Origin of the sequence: Synechococcus sp. MU1642 (genome assembly GCF_020514115.1) — a bacterium.
GTDB lineage: Bacteria > Cyanobacteriota > Cyanobacteriia > PCC-6307 > Cyanobiaceae > Parasynechococcus.
On sequence record NZ_VTKZ01000001.1, the window covers coordinates 268,534 to 284,647 of the forward strand.

Consider the following 16,114-nt stretch of genomic DNA (forward strand, 5'->3'; position numbering starts at 1 on the left):
GTGATGCCGATGCGATCACAGGGTTGGTGGTTGGGCGTGCTGCTTGGCTGCAGCCTCAGCGGGGCTGCCCACGCCAAAAGCCTCGACCAGAAGGTGTTCCAGTTGCAGCTGGTGATGGATCAGATCCATCTGGCCCGTTCCCTGGGGGATCGCGTTGGCGTTTGCGTTGAATCCCGCCGGGCCAACAATCTCGTGCTTGATCTTCTCCCGGCCCTGCAATTGCACCGTCCTGGCCTGAATCACGCTGCCTTCCAAGACAGGATCCTGTTGGGATTTGATCAGTGTTGATTACTTCTACAGGTCGCGCCTTTGATCGCTCTATCCTGATCGACCTTGGGGCTGCTGTTTGAAAACCAGCATGACGCCCCATTGTCGAACGGCATTTGCGGATTCAATCTGAATGCAGCAAAGGTGATGGCATGGGTTTGCTTCAAACGATCCAGGGACGGTTGCTTCAGTACGACTCACCGTCGCGGCAGTTGCAACAGGCCCATTTCGACGCAGCCCGACGCCTGGCCCAGGCTCAATTTCAGCTGGCTGATGCCGAATTAAGCCAACGCCTCTGGCAGGACGTGGCTGATCGTGATCTCGATGTTGATCGGATCCTGAATCTTCTCTATGGCTGCTGGTTTCAGGATGAACCTGCAGAGCTGCGTGCTGCTGACGCTGAGTTTCAGGCGCGCCGCGAGCGGGAGTTGATCCCCGGGGTGTTCGAACACTGCTGAGGATTGTGGGCCTGGGAAATTGTTGTGCTGAACTGACGGATTTGTTGGCGGTGGCGTGCTGTTGATCCCAGGGATCCAGCCATGAACATCCTTGTCCTCAACCCCTCGGACTGGCTGGATGAACGGAATGTTCGTCTTGTAGATCGGAGGGCCGATCACATCCGTTCGGTGCTTCGGGCTGCGGTGGGCGACAGCCTCAGGGTTGGTGAGCTGAACGGCGATCTGGGTCAGGGCTGCATCCGTGCGCTGGATGCAGAAGCCGTGGTACTTGAGGTGGACCTGAAGCAGCCACCGCCGCCCCGCCATCGGTTCGACATTGTTCTGGCTTTGCCGAGGCCCAAGGTGCTGCGCCGTTTGTTCCGCACCGTGGCCGAATACGGGGTGGCCAACCTTCACCTGATCAACTGCGCCCGGGTTGAAAAGAGCTATTGGCAGTCGCCTTTGCTCGCACCAGAGAAGGTGAACGACGCGCTGCTTGCGGGGATGGAACGCGCCAGTGACACGTTGATGCCCAGGGTTCATCAGCACCGGCGCTTTCGACCCTTTGTTGAAGATCAGCTCAAGGATCTTTGTGCCGGACGGCCCTGCTGGATGGCCCAGATGGGGGCATCCCTCCCGTTACGCGACACTCCACCGGGGTCTGCCGTGGTGATGGTTGGGCCGGAGGGCGGTTTTGTGCCTTTTGAACTGGAGTTGGCCCAGGCGGTGATCGCGCAGCCCGTTCGTCTGGGATCGCGCACCTTGAGCGTGGACACGGCCCTCACCACCGCTCTGGCCCAGGGATGATGGGGATGCGTGTGTTGCTTCAACAGCGACGGCAATGAACGATCTGGCTGGATTGCAAGCTCTTGTGGAGGACGTCGGGTCCGGCAACGTCATCGATGCCGAACTGCTCGATGGGTGTCCGGTGGAAGCCCACGAACTGGATGAAATGGATGCGTCCCAGGCCGCGCAGGTCGCCGCCCATTGCTTCGGCCTGCTCTTTGATCACAAGGTGGAGCAGCTGGATGGGATCGAGGCGGATCTCGATGCAGGCCTGTGGACCGGCACCGTTGATGGCTTCGGGTTCCAGATCAGCCGTAATGACGTCGGCGATCTGGTGCTCGATTTCTCGAACCAGCAGGCGTGACGGTCGATGAGCTGCGCAGCGATCTGACGGCCCGGCTTGGCGAGCAGGTGGAGCAGGTGTTCACCCGGGATGGAGCCCTTGTTGACGACATCACCGAGCTTTATCAGCCGTCTCCGGCTGGTTTTGGCGGCCAGCTGCGACTGAAACGGAGCCGCCGCCGCCTGGCCTGGGAGCTCTGGTTTGAAGACGGTGATCGCTGGAACTTTCACGCCACCGACCTTGCCGATGCATCACCACAGGCTGAATAAGTCCTGGTCTGACGGGATGAACGGGCCTCGGTAGGGTGGAGTTCTGGTTTCAGCGGGGAACAGCCGCTGGAGGAAACGGGGAAAGAGCAGTGAAAATCTGCCGCTGTCCCGCAGCTGTGAAACGTCGGCCCTCCGCCTACGTCAGTCAGAACGCCCGCCAGATCAAACCGACGAGGATCGACTTTTGCATTCTTTGCCACTGGCCCTGCGCAGGCCGCTTCAGATCGCCGGCCCTTCGTTTCTGGCGGTTCTTCTTCTGGCCAGTCCGGCGTTCGCTCACCATCCCTTTGGCATGGGCGACAGCGTTGCTCTCACCCCCCTGCAGGGATTGCTCAGTGGCATTGGTCACCCGCTGCTGGGTCCTGACCACCTCCTGTTTCTGCTGGCCATCGCATTCATCGGCCTGCAACGTCCCCGCGCCTGGGTAATTCCTCTGGTGGCTGCTGGCCTTGGCGGGAGTGTTTTGTCGCAGTTCATTCCCCTGCCGGATTCCATGGCTCCCTGGGCGGAAGCACTGGTGTCCCTCAGCCTCGTTGTGGAGGGGTTGATGGCTCTCACGCTGGCCTCCACCAGTTGGTTGCTGCCGCTGGTAGCCCTGCATGGTTTTCTGCTGGGCAGCACCATCGTTGGAGCGGAACCCACCCCTCTGTTCACCTATTTCCTGGGTCTTCTGATCGGCCAAGGCGTACTGCTGCTGGTGGTGAGCAACTGGTCCAAGACCCTGGTTGAGCGCCTTGGCTACCAGGGGCAACGGCTTGGTGCCGGCATTTGGATGGGCATCGGCATGGCCTTTGCCTGGGTGGCTCTGATCGATTGATCACGACCACGTCGTTTCTCGGCTTCTGACCCCAGAGATCACCTCTGGGGTTTTTTTATCTCTTCCAAGCCATGAAGTTTGTTCAGCAACCGCTGGTGGCACCCGCCGCCATTGGGCTTTCTGGCCACTGGCGCCAATGCCGCCGAGCTGAACATCAACGGCGTTGCTGCCCCCTTATTCGAAGGTTCAGAACGGTCAAGACCTGATTGTGTATGCCTCGCCCTTCTTCACGGATCGTTTCAGTGATCGGGGCGTGACCCACGCCTATGCCCTTGGTGGGTTCTGGCATTCGCTGGAGAGTGGTTGGCTTCCTTCGCTGTCGCTGGGTGGGGCATCAATCAATCCGACAACCAGCGTGAAGGCCAGGTGAGCACCAGTCAGTCCTGGAGAGCTGGCCTGGAGTGAAATTATGTATTGATGGCTGGGAACAACGCTGGAATGGCTGTGGGCCAGCCTGTGTTCGCGTCGGGTCTGCGTGGTGTCGACACCCCTGCTGATGGTCAGTTCATCTGGGAGTGGTGGCATCAGTTCCAAGTGACCGACAACATCAGGATCACCCAGGCGCTGTTCTATCTGCCGAGACCAATGGGTGAGCTCACACCGGGGGGTTCAAGCTTTCTGCAACTGGGCGGTCTGATCAAGACCACATTTGTGTTCTGAGCTGAGGGTCCTTTTGTTAGATCCGAGCTCAATCGAGGCTGACCGCTGCCATCGGCTTGTTTGTCTGCGCTCCTTTGCCGTTTTTTGTCTGTGCTGATGTGGATGATATTGCCGGAATGACGAAACAAAGAATGAACCCCCCCACCTGATTGAGATGAGGGGTATATCAGAAATAGCAGATCAATCAGGCACTGATCTTGGCATTCCCCATGTTGTCAAGCGCATCAGAAACACGCTTGAAGTTAAAGCCCATGCCGCGCAAGGCATGCCAAAAATGTCCTTGCAGGAAGAAGAATGCAAGGTAGAAGTGCGTATTGGCCAGCCAAGCCCGGGCTGAGTGGGCACCACCCTCAAGAGTAGTTGCGTCGCTGAAGTAGGGAGAGAAAGCGAAATTCAACTTCAATGGATCGCCATACAGCTCAACGGGGTAAATCGTTGTGTTTTGAGCACACCAAATGGCGGTCACAAAACCCATCAGAGCTATACCTGCAAGCGAGTAGGACAAGATCGACTCGCCGTTGTAGATCAAGACCTTTTTGAAGGGACCGAAAGGGGTGGAGATGATATGCCAAACACCACCAATCGTGAGAATGAAGGCCAAAACAGCATGGCCACCCATCACGTCCTCCAGACTGCTGATGGAAAGGAAATTAGCCTGATAACCCCACACCATGCCGAGGTCAATGTTTGGTTCAACCCGTCGAACAGCTCCGATTGCGCTGTCGTAAATGCCATGACGCTTTGCCCATTCGACGAAGGCGATCACTCCTAGGCCGAGAAAAATCAGATGATGACCCAGGATGAAAGTGAGCTTTTTGCTATCACTCCATTCAAAATGAAACTTTTGGGCGCGGCCCTCAGCTTCTGAAAGGTCTTTGGGAGCTCGAAGCGTATGCCAGATTCCAGCTGCTCCAAGTACAGCAGATGAAACCAAATGGAAAGCTGCGATCGCGATGAGGGGTTGCTGGTCAACGATTACAGCACCTTCTCCTACGCCGAAACCAAGGCCGGCGAGATGTGGAATCAAAATCAGCCCTTGTTCTCCCATTGGCAGTGTTCCGTCATAACGGGCCAACTCAAACAAGGTGAATGCACCTGCCCAAAACATGATTAAACCTGCATGGGCAGCGTGGGCTGCAATGAAAGAACCGCTGCGCTTCGCGACTCCTGCATTTCCAGCCCACCAGTCATAACTGACTGACGAACTTCCGTAAGACTGCATTTTCAGAAAGATGCGGCATAAGAAACATAATGAGTGCTCTCTGTCGAATAAATCTGCTTTTACATAGCTTTGCAGGCGTCAATCATATTTAACTGGTCATGGAATCATTTGATTGAAACATTTTTTGTTTAATCCTTTGAGTTATCGATTGGAATCATTTGATTCTCTGGCTTAAATGCTTTGAGCTGCATAATGAATTTTTTGCTCTGGCAAGGGTATCAATTTGATGCTTAATTGCAGCCAATTGATAGCAGATGTCGTATCAAACATTCTCACCACAATAATGTAGTACCAACTGGATTACTCTTGAGTGCGCATGCTTTGCAGGCTTGGGCAAACCATGTTTCAGTCATACATGGCTTGTTCTTTATAAATCTATGAAAAAAATCTATCTCCCGAAATCGCTTACGAGAGATAGATACTTTTATTTATGCCGAAACCCGTCCAAGGCCGACAAGAGAATTATCTTGCTCTGTATTGCCTTGGATGTTGGCAACGCATCAAGTGAGTGTTAAATTCTGAACATCTTTGAAGTCAAATGATAAAGGATCAGAGTAGCTGTCTTGCTCATAGTGTTGCCCACTCAGAAGGCAACAAACTAGCGATGAGCTTGAAGCCCTTTCCCTCATCGGGCTGAATGATGTATGCGATTCCTTGTGGTTCAGGATAAATTCCTGTTGCGGCCTCAAAAGGATCATCATGTCCGATAATGACTGTATTGGTTCCTGGTAGTGGTGGGCGGGTTAATAAAGGCATCACATTCTTTTTCATCAGTTCAATGTGATCTTCAGTGTAATTCTCATAAGGCAAAAAGTTTAATCGGGAATCTTTTTGGGTCCATTCTCCAAATGCGAGGTTTGCTGTTTTCCAAGACCTGCAATACTCACTAACAATAATTTCACCGACCGGAATTTCTTTTGAAGCAAATGACATGCCAATATCGTTAGATTCTTTGATGCCTTGAGTGCTCAGCTTTCGCTGAGAACTGCAATCATCAAGGCGCATCAGAGGATCAGCTTGGTCTGCATAATCCCTCTCAGTCGTTGCATGACGGAAATAAATAACATAGCCTCCATCCTTGATGGAATCAAGTAACGTTGATTTGTTAATATTCGCTTCTGGAGACAGAGCAACGTCTAGTTTTTTAGTTTTTTGGTCTGCTGGGGTTACAGCCTGACCACCCTTTGAGGAGGCACCATTTTCTCTATTGAGTCCACATGCACTCAATAGTAATGCAGTAAACAATGGAACAAGGATCTTAGACATGAGATTAGTGATTGAAATGCTTACTTTGCTTTCAGTGAAGCTGGGATTTTGTTGTCACCTTTTTCTTTTTTTTAGGAGTTGACGGCATGGCTTTGGCTTCTACTTTTTGATCTTAAATTTTACTCGCGTCCAGTCATTTTCACCAAATGTTTTGTAAAGATGTAGAGCCAAGCTGTTTGTTGATGGAATAGATGTTATTCCACTTGCAGAAATTTTGAATCCTCAAAAGGACATGGAGAAACTGAAGTAATCTAAAAATAAATGTTTAATTTATGATTATGTGTTTCTATTGACCTCAATATACGTTGGCGCTCAATGACATTTTGAACTGTGGTCCGATGGGCTTCTGCAATTGCATCAACAAGGCCTATCGGCCATTTCGTTCCGCAGCGCATTTGCGCTTCTAATACCGATGCGTCAAGTTTTGACAACCGGCTTGTTTTTCGAGTCATTGTGTTGATGGTGAGAAGTAGAAAGCATCAACGCCAGTTATTGATGGGCAAAGATAAGCCCAAACAATTGTCCTGGTTTGGTTTAAATGCCACTCTGGCTCTTGAACCTGGACGGAAGAAGAGCCAGTTAACGCCCAATGAAACTGACATCGTCAGATTCATTGTTTGAACAGCTCCGGCTGGAGTGAACTGACCAATATAATTTTCGCGTTGTGCATTAGTACGTGTCTTTCACATGCCGCAGTACCACGTTTCAATTGATGCACTCCCATGTAGTGATGCCAAATTAGTATTTTTTTTCAAGTTTACGCTTCATGAGCAGGCTATTACTCTTTGCAAGCCTTTGATTTTTTGTTTGCCATTGGTGTCTTGTATGAATTTTGTTTTGTTGAACTATCACTCTGTATAATTCGAATGCTTATAGCCGTATTTATCAGTTGCAAAAAAACTAATATTGATTGATGTTACTCGTCCTTCACTTATTTGCTGCCTTGTTCTTTCGCTTTGACTGTTTGATTCTCAAGTCGCTCTGTTACGAGTTGCCTAAAATCGCAATAATCAATATCTCCTGTCTTTTTGTCGAGCATGATTTCCTGCGCCTCCCTCATTAAATACTCGTAAGTGGCTGCATCATTTGTTCTATTAGCGAGATCAATAATGTGCGCGAATGCTTCGATGTTAGTCAAGATTTGATTGCTGATCCTTGTAGTATATATTCAGTCAAGCCGAGTTCTGTTGTAAATTCTACCAATCGATGGTTGCATTGATCGATTTGCATTTATTACCAATGCTTCGGTAATCTGCATCAGTCTTTCAGCCCTATCTGCCAGTCAGTTATTCGTGCTAAAGACTACACTTGTTTATCAAGAGATGATTTTCTTTGTTGTCTGGCCAAATAAAAGTTGGATCTTTTGAGTCCAATATGAAAAGGGATTGATTGTTGGGGCCGGTATTTCTAATGATCTTTTTACCTCGTCTCCTATTTTATTTCGCGATTAAGGGTCATCCTTTTGAGTTGAGGGCAGAATTTCATCAATTCGAGCCTTTCCGGATTGTTTCTTCGGTTTTTTGTTGTTGTATATCGAGATACCCCAGGGCAGCATTTTTCAGCAAAGGTCGCTGTTCTACATTCGGTGCATTGGTGTGACAACGATTCGTACGCCTTTGCTTTTGGCCATAATAATTCAATGCAATTCTGGGAATAAGTAACCGGACTGACTCCTCTGTTTGAGCAGAGGAGTCAGTTGTAACCCCAGCGTGATGACCCGGATAAGCCATCGGATGAAGGTGCCTCGTAAGAACCTTCAATTCCATATTGACTGGTTTTCCTCAGAGCACGAGTACAAAACACCTATTCTCAGCCATCAAATGAATCGATGATTGGTTTTCTTCTCCTCTGCGCCCTTGGTCTCTCCCTCTGTCCACTAATTGGAGAGGAGTCAGTGTTGTTACCCGCGTGAAATGGATCTGGATAAAACCCCTTAAGCCGATGTTACGAGTGAATATCTCTGAGTAGTTTCAATCCATTTCATGGGGATACCAGACAATATCAGTGCGTGCGTCAAATCAGATTTGGCAATTTTCTGTATTGAAACTACGCTGATTTGACTCCCCGCATCGTCAGAGAGGGAGTCAGTGGTGTTATCAGCGCCCAATGGTCATGCAGGGGCCATTGGATGGAGGTGGGCCTCCAAAGTCACAGTCGCACTGTCCATGGCTATTGCTTGTTCTTAAGAGGAGATGGCAGTGATCAAATGAGCCGAGTCAATGTCCATAGCTGCTCACCTAAATACTGGACCAGCTGCGTTCTCAGGTTGAGCTGGAGGTGCTGGAGCTTGAATCCTGTTGTCTATCCGCAATGGTGAGAACAGCAGAAGGTTTCCGCCAACCAGCCCTGCCGTGACGACAATCGCGGTGACTACTTCCAGCAACTCAGTCGTTTTTCCTGAGATCAAGTCACCCTTCAGTTAACGCTGAACTGACTCCCCGCATCGTCAGAGAGGGAGCCAGGTCGCTCCAGCGCCCAATGGCATGGGTTTAGAGCCATTGGGTGGAGGTTTGGGGACTCCGAAGACACAATCACCCCTGTTAAGGGTTCGATTCGATACAAATGAGTCGGTGGCAGTGGCTAAATGAGTCACCCGAATGTTGTGGCCAATCAAAACGCTGAGCTGACACCACCGGTTTAGAAAAGGAGTCAGAACCTGAATCAGCGCCCAATGTTCACTGCAGGAACCATTGGATGGAGGACTCGATGCTCCATGGGTAGCTTCTCCCTGGTTATTGGCTGTGTGCTGTGTTGATGTGACGGTAGTGGTGAATTTATGAGAGGTAGCAAGGTATCAGTGGGTGAATCCCATTCGCACCAGACAGTTCTGATTGCTGGAGCAGGAGTTGAGGTTCCGTTCTTTCCTGGCAAAATCCAGTTATAGAACGGGGTTAGTTTGTTGATGCGATGGATCTATGTGCTGCTGATACACCTGGTTGCTTACGCAACTAGCCACGTGTTGGTCCCGTTCATGGCGACAGAAAGCATCAGCGTTGTCTAGGTCTGCTTTTTTCACTAATTACTTTTTTGAGTTCTCTCCCGTTTGAGCTAGAGGGTGGGTTGATCAAAACCGTAGTTGTGTGCCTTCTGGTTACGACAAGGAAATACAGAGAAAACGCTCAATAAGAACACCTCAGAGTTGAATGCGATCCACTGGTCTCTCAGCGGCTGAGGTGTACTAGGCCTACATACATAAGGGCAATGCTTCGAATTCAGGGAGATGCGCAGCTGCTCCGATCACTTCTTCTGTGTGCGGAGGGAGCCTCCTCGCAGCGTATTGAGAAAGAATCTCAATTTAAGGGCCCTATTGAGAATGACTTGCAATATCGACAGGAAGTCTGTACTCTTGCGATTAATTCTCAATCGCGATAGTTCGTGACGACGTCTGCCTACCGTTTCCTGCCGGAAGATCCAGCGGCACCTTTGTCGATGCCCAGGCTTCAGACCGTTCTGCTGGACCCTGCTGGTCGAGACCAGGCCACCGTTCTGGAAGTGTTAGAGGGTGTCTGCCGGGTGTATTGCCCTTGCGAGGAGACCGAGGGAATGACCTTGGCGTTTTTGCAGTCAGGCGACAGGCTTCGCACTGATCGCATGTGCAGTGACGGGGCCTGTGTTGAGGCACTCACGGCGCTTAAGTTTCGCCGTGATTCCGTCTCCACGGATGAATTCGGCATCGACGCAGTCAATGAGTGGACGTTGCAGCTCTTGAGAGTCCGTCATTTGGGTCAGGCAGAACAGCGGCTTCACGCTCTTCTGGCGCTTTTGGTCAACCGGCTTGGACTTCGTTGCAGCGATGCTTATCAGCTTCCTTTCCGTCTAACCCATGATCGTTTTGGCGAGTTGATTGGTGCTACCCGGGTGACTACAACCCGTCTTCTTTCGAAATGGCGTCAAGCGGATTTGATTGCCATGTCGTCTGGTGATGTGACGATGCGTATTGCACCTGACCTCATCAACTCTTCACCTCTCCAATTCTGAGGATCGTGAATTCCTTTGGTGTACTTGGCGATCTCTGCAGAGAGGCTGAATGGATTCAGCGGCGAATTCAATGTGCCAGTCGTTCAATACAGGATTGCCAGCACGAGCAGCTAAAAAATCGCCTCGTTGCGGAGATATCTTTTTACCGTCATAGATGTTTAGCGATACAAACAACTCTGGCAGAGCTCAACAGTTATCTTGATTCTCAATCTATACAGAAAAATTTATTAGAAGAATTGCTTTGCCGTTGTCTATTGGCGATTCGGCTACAACATCGCGTTTTTTGAACTTATATTCCTATCTTGCTGTTCAGCCCATAAAACTATCTTATTGGATTTTTCTATAACAATAATGCCTAATTTTAAAAGGTATGCTTGTAATTTCAAGCTTTTTTGTTATTAGATTGACTTATCAGGCATTCTTATTTTAAAAGTAGTTAAACAAAAAAACCTAGGCTTAGCCTGTTCTAAGGTATGATTTTGTTATAAATTGCTCAAATGGAGTATCACTTAAGATCAAGCGCAAAGCATCATTTGCCTCATTGCACTTTGAAGCATTCTTTAAAGTTCTAAATTACTCTTCAGAGTTTAACATGCTTGTTGGTTCAGAAATCCTCGAAGAATTTATTGATCACATAGAACGTGATGACCTGGTTCGTTTCCGTTGGCTCAAGCGCATCCGTAAGACAGGATTTGATCAAGCACTCTCTGAATATCGCGAGTCTTTGAATATTCTGAGACATTCTTAGATAAAAATTCTTATGGCGGACCTAGGTGAATGAGTTCTTCTGATGTGACTGATCTCACCTGCAGTTGAAACAAGCTTTAATCGGGAATAAAGAGTATTTGCGATTCTTGTGGGGTGATTTCTTTTGCATGACTTTCACCATTTTCTTTGCCACCTCTACGGGCAAAACTGAAGACGTGGCTGATCGACTGAAGGAGCTTCTTCCTGGTACAGAAGCGAAGGATGTCGACAACATTGATTCAATCGAAGAGTTGGTTTCAGCTGAGTCGTTGATTTGTTGTGTTCCAACCTGGAATACCGGTGCTGATGAGGCAAGATCCGGAACAGCATGGGATGATCTAGTTCAGGAAATTCCAGATAAGGATTTTGCCGGAAAATCAGTTGCTATCGTTGGACTAGGCGATTCCTCCGGTTATTCCGATTTTTTCTGTGATGCTATGGAGGAATTGTATACGTCCTTCCTTCAATCTGGTGCCAAGTTGATTGGTAAGGTCTCCACAGAAGGGTACACCTATGATGAATCAAAGAGCGTTATTGACGGTAAGTTCTGCGGACTCGCAATCGATGAAGATAACGAGTCGGAATTAACAGATCAACGATTGCAAGCCTGGGTTCAGCAAATAAATGCGGAGTCTTGAACCAAGTTCATTACTGAACCATAAGCGCCCGAAAGGGCGCTTTTTTCATCGATGGACCCAATCCACTCGAATGTCTTTACGCTTGTTCAGATATTTATCAATTGCCATCGCTGCTATGCATCCATCCGAACAAGCAACAACAGCTTGTTTAAAGGGTGTATTGAGGATATCACCGATTGCCCAGACTCCTCCAAGATCCGTCATCATATCGTTGTTAACTCGAATTCCACCATTCTTGTTGACCGGGATTTGTTCTTGTAGATAATCAGTGATAGGGAGTGAACCTGTGGAGTAGACAAAAGCACCTTGAACTTTAATTATTTCCTCTTCACTTTTTCCGGATGATTGCACTTTGACACTATTCACTCCTTGATCATCCCCTTGTATGGAGTTGACTCTTGTTCGCTTCCAGTGTTTTACTTTCTCTGATTCGAGAAGAATTTGTACTTCTGGAGAGCTGGGACTTGGCTTACTGTTAGTAATCCAATGAACTGTTGATGCAAATTTTGTGAGTACAAGTGCCTCATCGATTGCTTCCTGATTTGAACCATAGACGGCTACTTCTTGGTTCTTATAAAATGCACCGTCACATGTTGCACAATAACTAACGCCTCTACCAAGAAACTCGTTCTCACCGGGAAGTGTTGATGCTCTTCCCATTGCGCCCGTTGCTAGTACCAATGTCTTTCCGACGAACGTACCTTCTGGCGTGTAGACCGTCTTCTCAGAATCAGTCATGCTGATTCCATATACTTGAGCTTGCTTGTATTCCGCTCCATAGTTAATTGCTTGATTTCTCATTGTTTTTAATAGCTGTTCACCTGAAGTGTCTCCTTCTACTCCTGGATAGTTTGCAATTTTGTGAGTTATTGCAAGTGCACCGACTGCTGGATTTTTATCTAGGATAACTGTTGATATATTTGATCTTGCTGTATACAGCGCACACGAGCATCCTGCGGGCCCACCACCAATGATAATCACGTCGAAGTTATTCATTTGATTCATGAATTGGTTTTGCTAACACTTAGATCCTTGTAGTAATCAGGTACAAGTTTGCGACTTTTGTCTGGCACCATTTTGATAAATGATTCGATCATATTTGAGGTTTGACTCCATTCTGTAAATGGGAAGAAATGGCGTCCATTGGCAATTTTCTGGTAGCAGTCTCCAGGCTTTAGACAGTGTCTCCATCTGTCGCAACTCTGTTCATCAATCACGAAATCTTTTTCTCCGTTTATTACGAGTATGGGAACGTTGGCTTTATTTATATTCTCAATTATTTGGCTTTTAACGATAGACCCATATACAAAATCATTGTCTAGACATCTTGCTAATAGCCTCGTCACAGCACTTCTAATCTGCTCTGAATTTCCATTTACCAAAAGACTGCTTAGATGGCTTAAAATATGAAATCTCGAGCAGGGTAATTGGCTGCGCATGCTCTGATAGTGACTAGTCCATTGATTTGTTGAATGAGTATCTACTGATAATGCTGAAACCGAGGATATATTATTTGGATATTTTTGAGCGTATAAATATGCAATTGTTCCGCTTATTCCGTGGCCAACGAGATGAACTGGTCTTGAAGAGTTATCTATTGTTTGCCTCAGTAGCCTGGTGACTGTATTAATATCACATGATTCGTCAAGATCATGTTCGAAAGCCCATCTTTTGACTTCAAAATTCTTACTTAAGCTTTGTGCTGTTCGTTTGAATAGGCAGTACAGTGACGGCTGAAGATCAATCCATAGTATATAGCTGGTTTTCATCTGATTCAATTTTTCTTATCTTCTTATGCTTTTTATTATGTCCCCTTTCAGAGTAGACGTCCTGCTGTATTCTTTATCACATCTAAGTCGATCAGCTTTTATCTTTTGATCAAGAAGAAAGCACAACTTTTCCATGTCTGACTTGTTCTTTGATCCTTGTAATCAATTTCTTTTCGATTGGGTCGGCTTTTGATTCGTAATTCAGCATGCTCTGATATGTTGTATCGCTTATTTTGTTGAAGCATGATGCATTCAGATACTGATCCACCAAGCTAATATCCTTTTTCTTGTGTGCTTTCATTAGTCGTGGACCCTTTCGCCTTATCTATTGTCACCAAAGCTCTTCTTCGCAATCAGTCTTTACGATCAAATTCGATGTTGCATAAGTTACGCATAGAAGTGAATAGCCCTCTTCCATTTGCTCATCATCGAGAAAACTTTGATCAGACTGGTCTACTGTTCCTTCAATAATTTTGCCCACACATGTGCTGCATGCCCCTGCTCTACATGAATAACTCATATCAATTCCAGCTTGCTCTGCCGCTTCTAGAACGTATTCATCATCAGGACAATCGAAGTACTTGATTCCATCAGGCATCCTTAATTCGACCTTGAATGTGTGCATCACGCCAACTAAAAACCTACAATAAACTTTACTATTTGTCACCGCGAATATTTGTATCTTATACGTGCTTCATTGACTACAGTTGAGATTGATCTCAGGCATGTATTGGCCATCCTTTCGTCATCATCGCTAGTTACATCTAATCGATGACTTCCTTGAATATATGATTAAATTTAAAATATCATGAATTAAATTCTAATTCTTATGAATTCTAGTTCAACCTCTAGGGTCTCGCACTATTTAGGGAGTCCAAATGGTTGGCGTAAAAAGCGTCTGAAGATTGCGTTGGCATTGCGGAACCAGGGGTGGTCCCACCGACTAATTGCTGAATATTTGGAGGTGTCACCTAAATCCCTGATGCGGGATATAAAATGTTTCGCAATTGATCCGCTAGGATTAAATATCTGAGTTCGCAAAGTTTATACGTATTGATAAACTTATGACCATTTTTTTAGCTCTACCCTTGTAGGGACGCGGGTTTATTTTTGCCTTGTTCCAATTCGTTGTCGATGATCAACAAGGCTGTTGCTTGATTGTCTGCAAACTTCACCCGTCCCAGCAGGTGAGCAAATTCGTGCTCTGACTGAGTTTGCATTTCTACCATTGGGTCGAGAAATACTGTTGTACGTGTATCACTCACTCGTTCTGCCATTGAATAGAGCTGCTGCAACGAGGTTGTGACATCAACTTCCATCTGGAATGCCGTACCCATTACATCTGCAGGAGATGTCCAGTTTTGGAATGGAGCATCGACTGCTTTTAGAGCAACACTTTGTCCCCTCGCAATGATGTATTCCGCGAACTTTGCAGCATGCTTTTGCTCGCTACTGGATTCATCTCGGAAGAAACTTGAAAATCCTCTTAACTCACGTTCTGCAAACCAGATTGCTGCGGCGAAATAGGAGGCATGGGCTTGCCTCTCCATGTTGAGATGGTCTTGGATGGCGTTCAGTAGTTCAGAGTCGATCCCTTCTGCAATTGCCCGACCTGATGGACCGCAAGCGATAGACGATGCGGGAGTTGAGTTGGTTGTGCTCAGCATTTTTTACCTGACGTTGTCCAAATGATACGCATAGACACATCGGTGCGCTTGATTGGTGTGTTGTTTGCACCAAGTTAAATGAGAGTCATTATCAAAAACTTTCATTCCGTATTTTGTTCAACTCATTGTTAATCCCTGTAGATCAACGCCAGCCAGCATTTGCCATCACTTGGATTGCGGTTTTCTGCGTTGCACCTAGAGCACTAATAGAAATATTGTCTGGCGTAAATTTCCCAAATGCTTTCAATTCCTTTGATTTTCCAAGGTTTTTTAGCGGATATTCAAAGGTTGGGTCTGCAATTAGACGACTACCTTTTGGTGACGAAATGAACTCAATGAATTTGATCGCCTCCTCTTTGTTTTTGGCTGACTTGGCAACTCCTGCGGCACTGATATTCACATGAGCCGGATTAGGCATGATCAATTTGATGTTTGATGTCACATTCTGATCGTCTATCCCACTCGAACCTGCCTGCATTCGTGCAAGATAATAATGATTGACTAGCCCGACTCCACACCTACCTTGTCCAACTGCACGAATTAGTGATACATCACCACCGAAGTAAGGCTGACTTACATTTTTGACCATATCTTTTACCCAAGCTGAGGCAGCAGTTTCACCCTTCAATAAGATTTGATCGGCTACAAGTGATTGGTTGTAGACGTTTTTCCTTTTGCGCAAACAGAGTTTTCCTTTGAGAGCTGGATTTGCAAGATCGGAATAGGTTTTAATCGTATTTAGATCAACGACATTAGGGTTTACAATGATTGCCCTAACTCGCCGCGTAAAGCCAAACCACCGATTTAATGGATCCCTATAACGTGAGGGTACATTCGACTGAAGTTCTTTCGAGGGTACGGGTTGGAGAAGACCAGCCTCTGCAGCGTTGTTGATTCTTGCTGCATCAACCAATAAGATCACGTCCGCATTTGAATTCTTTCCCTCTCGTTTAAGACGTTCAACAAGTGATATCCCAGTGGCCTCGATCAGTCTTACTTTGATTCCAGTCTCTTTACTGAATTGTTTGTAGGCTGCCCGATCAGTGTTGTAATGCCGTCCTGAGTAAACCCTTACTTCCTTTGCCTCTACTGAAGGTATGGCAGCGAATGGTGCCACCAAACTCAGTGCTACAAGGAACCTAAGCATGTCTCTAAACTAAGTCTTATTTATACTAATCCAGTGATTCCACCCGTCAGCTGTTTTTGATGGTTCGTTTTGTAGCATTTGTTAAGGGCTTTCATCCTTGA

The 16,114-nt window shown here is 47.2% G+C and carries 18 protein-coding genes, 1 pseudogene and 1 riboswitch; of the genes and pseudogenes, 10 read left to right on the forward strand and 9 right to left on the reverse strand.

Features of this window, described 5'->3' with window-relative positions; translation table 11 throughout:
- Positions 1–3: 3 nt before the first annotated feature.
- The 8 genes from FZZ85_RS01530 (at position 4) to FZZ85_RS01565 (ending at position 3,579) form a co-directional block, all read left to right on the forward strand.
- Positions 4–288 carry a hypothetical protein gene (locus FZZ85_RS01530; RefSeq protein ID WP_226411515.1) on the forward strand — a complete coding sequence of 95 codons (285 nt, stop codon included), beginning with the start codon at positions 4–6 and terminating at the stop codon, positions 286–288.
- A gap of 131 nt (positions 289–419) precedes the next feature.
- Positions 420–725 (forward strand): hypothetical protein, encoded by a 306-nt coding sequence (locus tag FZZ85_RS01535; RefSeq protein WP_226411517.1) that lies wholly within the window; start codon positions 420–422, stop codon positions 723–725.
- 81 nt (positions 726–806) lie between these two features.
- Positions 807–1,511 (forward strand): 16S rRNA (uracil(1498)-N(3))-methyltransferase, encoded by a 705-nt coding sequence (locus FZZ85_RS01540; protein ID WP_226411519.1) that lies wholly within the window; start codon positions 807–809, stop codon positions 1,509–1,511.
- Positions 1,512–1,545: 34 nt separating this feature from the next.
- Positions 1,546–1,854, forward strand: a complete 309-nt coding sequence (locus FZZ85_RS01545; RefSeq protein ID WP_226411521.1) for a hypothetical protein — start codon at positions 1,546–1,548, stop codon at positions 1,852–1,854.
- On the forward strand, positions 1,851–2,102 hold the full coding sequence (locus FZZ85_RS01550) for a hypothetical protein (protein WP_226411523.1): 252 nt from the start codon (positions 1,851–1,853) through the stop codon (positions 2,100–2,102). The genes FZZ85_RS01545 and FZZ85_RS01550 overlap by 4 nt, the downstream gene beginning before the upstream one ends.
- Positions 2,103–2,129: 27 nt before the next feature.
- Positions 2,130–2,279, forward strand: a riboswitch (cobalamin riboswitch).
- 7 nt (positions 2,280–2,286) lie between these two features.
- Positions 2,287–2,919: a HupE/UreJ family protein gene (locus FZZ85_RS01555; RefSeq protein WP_226411525.1), complete on the forward strand. Its 633-nt coding sequence runs from the start codon at positions 2,287–2,289 to the stop codon at positions 2,917–2,919.
- Positions 2,920–3,082: 163 nt separating this feature from the next.
- Positions 3,083–3,289 carry a hypothetical protein gene (locus FZZ85_RS01560; RefSeq protein WP_226411527.1) on the forward strand — a complete coding sequence of 69 codons (207 nt, stop codon included), beginning with the start codon at positions 3,083–3,085 and terminating at the stop codon, positions 3,287–3,289.
- 47 nt (positions 3,290–3,336) lie between these two features.
- Positions 3,337–3,579 carry a hypothetical protein gene (locus FZZ85_RS01565; RefSeq protein WP_226411529.1) on the forward strand — a complete coding sequence of 81 codons (243 nt, stop codon included), beginning with the start codon at positions 3,337–3,339 and terminating at the stop codon, positions 3,577–3,579.
- A 184-nt stretch (positions 3,580–3,763) separates the two neighbouring features.
- Here FZZ85_RS01565 and FZZ85_RS01570 read toward each other — a convergent pair whose 3' ends face one another.
- From FZZ85_RS01570 to rpmG, 4 genes and pseudogenes are all read right to left on the reverse strand, one after another.
- On the reverse strand, positions 3,764–4,801 hold the full coding sequence (locus tag FZZ85_RS01570) for a chlorophyll a/b binding light-harvesting protein (RefSeq protein ID WP_226411531.1): 1,038 nt from the start codon (positions 4,799–4,801) through the stop codon (positions 3,764–3,766).
- 567 nt (positions 4,802–5,368) lie between these two features.
- Positions 5,369–6,067, reverse strand: a complete 699-nt coding sequence (locus FZZ85_RS01575; RefSeq protein WP_226411533.1) for a histidine phosphatase family protein — start codon at positions 6,065–6,067, stop codon at positions 5,369–5,371.
- Positions 6,068–6,998: 931 nt separating this feature from the next.
- The gene (locus FZZ85_RS01580) at positions 6,999–7,205 is read right to left on the reverse strand and encodes a hypothetical protein (RefSeq protein ID WP_226411535.1); all 207 of its coding nucleotides are present in this window, start codon (positions 7,203–7,205) and stop codon (positions 6,999–7,001) included.
- A gap of 293 nt (positions 7,206–7,498) precedes the next feature.
- Positions 7,499–7,697: pseudogene (gene rpmG / locus FZZ85_RS01585) on the reverse strand (50S ribosomal protein L33).
- 1,799 nt (positions 7,698–9,496) lie between these two features.
- Here rpmG and FZZ85_RS01590 point away from each other — a divergent pair.
- Together FZZ85_RS01590 and fldA are read left to right on the forward strand one after the other, a co-directional pair.
- Positions 9,497–10,045: a Crp/Fnr family transcriptional regulator gene (locus tag FZZ85_RS01590; RefSeq protein ID WP_226400324.1), complete on the forward strand. Its 549-nt coding sequence runs from the start codon at positions 9,497–9,499 to the stop codon at positions 10,043–10,045.
- 875 nt (positions 10,046–10,920) lie between these two features.
- A complete protein-coding gene (gene fldA, locus FZZ85_RS01595) occupies positions 10,921–11,430 on the forward strand; it encodes a flavodoxin FldA (RefSeq protein WP_226411537.1) in 510 nt (169 codons plus the stop codon).
- A gap of 45 nt (positions 11,431–11,475) precedes the next feature.
- Here fldA and FZZ85_RS01600 read toward each other — a convergent pair whose 3' ends face one another.
- From FZZ85_RS01600 to FZZ85_RS01620, 5 genes are all read right to left on the reverse strand, one after another.
- Positions 11,476–12,435: an NAD(P)/FAD-dependent oxidoreductase gene (locus FZZ85_RS01600; RefSeq protein ID WP_370631099.1), complete on the reverse strand. Its 960-nt coding sequence runs from the start codon at positions 12,433–12,435 to the stop codon at positions 11,476–11,478.
- Positions 12,432–13,199, reverse strand: coding sequence for an alpha/beta hydrolase (locus tag FZZ85_RS01605; RefSeq protein WP_226411541.1), 768 nt, complete (start codon positions 13,197–13,199; stop codon positions 12,432–12,434). The genes FZZ85_RS01600 and FZZ85_RS01605 overlap by 4 nt, the downstream gene beginning before the upstream one ends.
- 331 nt (positions 13,200–13,530) lie before the next feature.
- Complete coding sequence (locus FZZ85_RS01610) at positions 13,531–13,824, reverse strand: 2Fe-2S iron-sulfur cluster-binding protein (RefSeq protein ID WP_226411543.1); 294 nt, start codon at positions 13,822–13,824, stop codon at positions 13,531–13,533.
- Between the two features lie 457 nt (positions 13,825–14,281).
- Positions 14,282–14,866 carry a ferritin gene (locus FZZ85_RS01615; RefSeq protein WP_226411545.1) on the reverse strand — a complete coding sequence of 195 codons (585 nt, stop codon included), beginning with the start codon at positions 14,864–14,866 and terminating at the stop codon, positions 14,282–14,284.
- 142 nt (positions 14,867–15,008) lie between these two features.
- On the reverse strand, positions 15,009–16,013 hold the full coding sequence (locus FZZ85_RS01620; protein ID WP_226411547.1) for an extracellular solute-binding protein: 1,005 nt from the start codon (positions 16,011–16,013) through the stop codon (positions 15,009–15,011).
- Positions 16,014–16,114 lie beyond the last annotated feature (101 nt).